Origin of the sequence: Methylosinus sp. KRF6 (assembly GCF_018887255.1) — a bacterium.
Taxonomy (GTDB): domain Bacteria; phylum Pseudomonadota; class Alphaproteobacteria; order Rhizobiales; family Beijerinckiaceae; genus Methylosinus; species Methylosinus sporium.
In genome coordinates this window covers 1-3,685 of the sequence record NZ_JAHLJF010000030.1, presented here as the reverse complement: position 1 = coordinate 3,685, position 3,685 = coordinate 1, and the positions used below count along the sequence as shown (strand labels likewise).

3 protein-coding genes are annotated in these 3,685 nt (G+C 63.9%); all 3 read right to left on the bottom strand.

From position 1 onward, the window contains the following. Nucleotides 1-70: 70 nt before the first annotated feature. A complete protein-coding gene (amoB, locus tag KP010_RS22300) occupies nt 71-1,366 on the bottom strand; it encodes a bacterial ammonia monooxygenase, subunit AmoB (RefSeq protein WP_216281891.1) in 1,296 nt (431 codons plus the stop codon). A 161-nt stretch (nt 1,367-1,527) separates the two neighbouring features. Next, a complete protein-coding gene (gene amoA, locus KP010_RS22295; RefSeq protein WP_142864601.1) occupies nt 1,528-2,286 on the bottom strand; it encodes a bacterial ammonia monooxygenase, subunit AmoA in 759 nt (252 codons plus the stop codon). Nucleotides 2,287-2,545: 259 nt separating this feature from the next. Further along, the gene (amoC, locus tag KP010_RS22290; protein ID WP_166146155.1) at nt 2,546-3,316 is read right to left on the bottom strand and encodes a bacterial ammonia monooxygenase, subunit AmoC; all 771 of its coding nucleotides are present in this window, start codon (nt 3,314-3,316) and stop codon (nt 2,546-2,548) included. Nucleotides 3,317-3,685: the final 369 nt, after the last annotated feature.

The following is a 3,685-nucleotide window of genomic DNA, read 5'->3' as shown; positions in this document are numbered from 1 at the left end:
CGGAGCGCAAAGAAAAACCGGCCGGGCGCGAGGCCCGGCCGGCGTTGTCATCAGGCTATTCGAGGTTCGATCAGGGCATGTCGCCGGCGACGAACTTCGGAATGACCGGGCCGCCGATTTCCGCGGCGTAGCGCTTGCCCGACGGGCCGAAGAAGAACAGCAGACCGCCGACCTGGCTGTCCGTGTCATAGGCGAGGTCCGAGAGACGCTCGATGTCCCAACGCGCGTCCTGCACCTTGATCTCGATCGTCTTCGTCTCACCCGGCGCGATCGGCGTCGGATCCGTCGACAGACCACGGTCCGCCAGCAGATAGTCGGGGAACTCCGGCTTCGTCGTGAACACGTCGGGGTTCAGGAAGCGGAGGCCCGCCGCCGTATACTCGCCGAGCTTCAGCGGCTCGTCCGTGTGGTTCGTGATCTTCACCTGAACCGTCAGCTCGCGGCCCGGCACCTTGTAGACGCCGCCCTTGAGATCCGCCGTCACCACCTTGGTGCCGACGCCGACAGTGCCTTCTTCCGTGATCGGCGTCAGCGGCTTCTGCAAGCCGGCCTGAAGCGGGATCGTGCGCGGGAAGGTGCTGTTGGTCACAGCGTAGCCGATGATCGTCGCCAGGATCGTCACAGCGAGAACGATCGCGCCGACGCGACGGTCGTCGTCACCGATCTGCTCGTCTTCCTTGCCTTCGCTGACGCGCAGGTAGGAGGCGATGAGGCCCTTCTTGAAGAACCAGTAGAGGATCCAGGCCGCAGCCGCGATCATCCACGGGAAGTGCCAGGCGTAGATGCGGTCGATGCCGTAGGTCTCGAGGTCCACGGTCGTGCCGTCCAGCAGCGTGACCGGATCCTTGAAGTCGGCCATGTCGCCCTTGATCTCGATCCACTGGCCGGGTCCGATGATCGGGCCGCCGCCTTCGACGTTGATCTGCGCATGAACGTGCCAACGGCCCGCGCGGCGCGCCTTCAGATCGATCTGGAACGCATAGTCCTTGCCGATCTCCAGCGAAACCGAACGCGGAGCGAACTGCTCGCCGATGAACTGCGCCGTGCGAACCAGAACCGGGCCCGGCTCGCCGGCGTTCAGGAACGACGACTTCGGGTTCGCGACGGCCTGCGGCCAAGCCGAGAACACGTGCACCTTGCCCGAGAGCACCATCGACTCGTTGACGTTCAGCGAGGTCTTCGACCACTTCACGTCATACCAGTTCAGCGTGCGCATACGCAGGAACGCCTGCTGCGACTTCTCGCCATGCGCCGACGCCGGAGCGACGGAGCCCATCGTCGCGACGACCGCAGCCGCCATGCCCAGGCCGAAGAGCCGAGCGACCCGTCCGGTCGCCAGCACGGCCATTCTCTCCAACAGTTTCATGGAACAACCTCCCAAGTTTCTCTTCGCGGACCGGCCCGTCGGGCCGATCGTCCGCTGTCGTCCTTGCCGGAGCGGCTCGCTCCCGGGCTCTCTTGCAGGAGCCCTTCGCAGCCGCCCCTCCTCGCTTTGAGCGATCGCTCGATCCAACGCCTTGCGGCGGATCAGATCTTCTGGATCACCTTGGTGGTCGAATACCACTTACCGACGAACCACCACAGGAAGTAGACGAGCATCGACACGAAGCCCGAGAAGAACGCGGCCACCGGCACGACGTCCTTACCGAAGGTGCGCAGCGTGCCGCGCTCCACCATGCGGATGTATTCCGGCATCGAGGTGCGGACGAAGTGGAGACCGATCAGATCGGCCAGAGACATCAGCTGACCATGCTGCTCGGTCGCCTGATGGAAGGCCGCGATCGCCGGCCAGTTGTTCGGGTAGAACAGCAGACCCCAGCCCAGGGCGCCGACCACGGCCGTGATCACATAGGAGCCCGACAGCAGCAGGATGATGTCCAGCCACAGCGCCGGAACCACCAGAGCCGACGGGAACACCAGGCTGATCGGGAAGTAGGTCCAGCCCCAGAAGTTGACGTAGCGGTTGATCCACTCGCCGATCAGAAGGCCGAGAACCGCGAAGGTCGCCCCGAACGGGAGGCGGAAGTTCTCCCACAGGAACGCCTGAGCCGCGGCCGCGAAGGTCACGCCCAGGATCGGGATCACCGTCGGCCACATACGGCGGTCTTTCCAGTCGACCCAGAAGTCCCAGTCGCCCGCCGTCAGCATGAAGTGAATATGATAGCCGCCCAGCACTGCCAGAAACAGCAGCGTCAGAATCAGCCAATCGGAGGTCTTGACGCATCCCGCCGCTTCCGCGACAGAATGGAAAGGCCCGATTGCCCCCCCGCTCTTCGATGTAGACATCACTCTTCTCCTTGGTGTCTGTCCGCCCGGCGTCTTCGCGCCGGCGTCTCGAGACCTGCCTCCGGCTCTCTCGCGCCGGATTGTCCTTTAGAACTCGTCCCGCCGACGCCCTCCCCGAGCCCTCCTCGAAACCCCGCCCGAACCGCCGACCATGCGGCCGTCCGGACGAAGCCTTCGCTCCGAGAGCATTCGGAAAATTCAAATCGACGGAGGCGGCCGTCCGCGCCGATCGCGCGGGCGGCCCTCTTTCAGGCCGCTATCAGCCGATCAGCGCCGCGACGCCGTCCTTGCCCAGCAGGCGCTTCACGCCGGCCAGGATCTGAAGGACCACGCCGAACACGCCCAGCGCCATCCAGCCGAAGAACACGAAGCCCCAATGCAGCGGAGCGACGAACAGCTCTTCCATGAACCAGAAGGTGTGGCCCCACTCGTTCAGGCCGACGTTCGGGATGATCATGAACGGGCCGATGGCCACGATCAGGAACGCCAGCGAATAGCCGTGCGCGAAATACGGAATGCGGGTCTTGGCGTAGAAGAACGAGCCGACGCCCATGATCGAGTAGATCGGGTAGCTCAGATAGAACTCGATGATGTGCGACGGCGTGAAGTCCGTGTCGCGAATCACCGTCATGTGCCAGGTGCCGTCCTGCTCCGTGAAGAAGCTCGCGCCCCAGTAGATGGCCACCGCATAGACCGTCAGCCACTGCAGCAGCACGACGTGACGGCGAAGCTCCTCACGCGGAGAAACCGCGTCGACGTTGCGGTCGCGGGTCTTCCACAGATAGCCGGCGAGACCGAGGCCGGCCACGAGCTCCAGCGGAATTTCCGTCCACAGCATCGTCAGCCAGTAGGTCTGGAACTCCGGAGCGAAGGAGTCGAGGCCCGCGCGCCAGCCGAAAATCTGCTCGTAGATGCGGATGCAGAGGTAGAAAATATTGAGGCCGGCGATGCCGATCCACATGGTCTTCAGGTCCACGATGGCATCTGAGCCGGCGGCTGCGCCGGCCGATGTCTCTGTCGTTACGCTCATCTCAATTCCTCCTAAGTGCTCCCAGGGATTCTCGAAGCGATTTCGCCGCGTCCCGCCTCCCTGCTCGGCACGCGCCTTCGTCTCCAACGGTTCTCGTCGTCGCAGCCGCTTCTTCTCGAGGACGAAGTCCCGAAGACCGAAGCGAAGTCCCGACCTCCCGATCTCGCCGCCGTCCGCGCCCCCGCGAAAAGGGCCCGCCGACTGCTTTTTTCTTCTTTGCTCGGAGACGAATTCTCTCGAAATCGCCGCGCGAAACGAAAACCCCGGACCAACCCCGCCTCCCAGCGCAAGCAATCCGAAACGCCCTCGTTCGGCGAGCCGCAACCATTTCCGTTCCGCTGCCTAATGACAATATCCAATAGGGTGGGT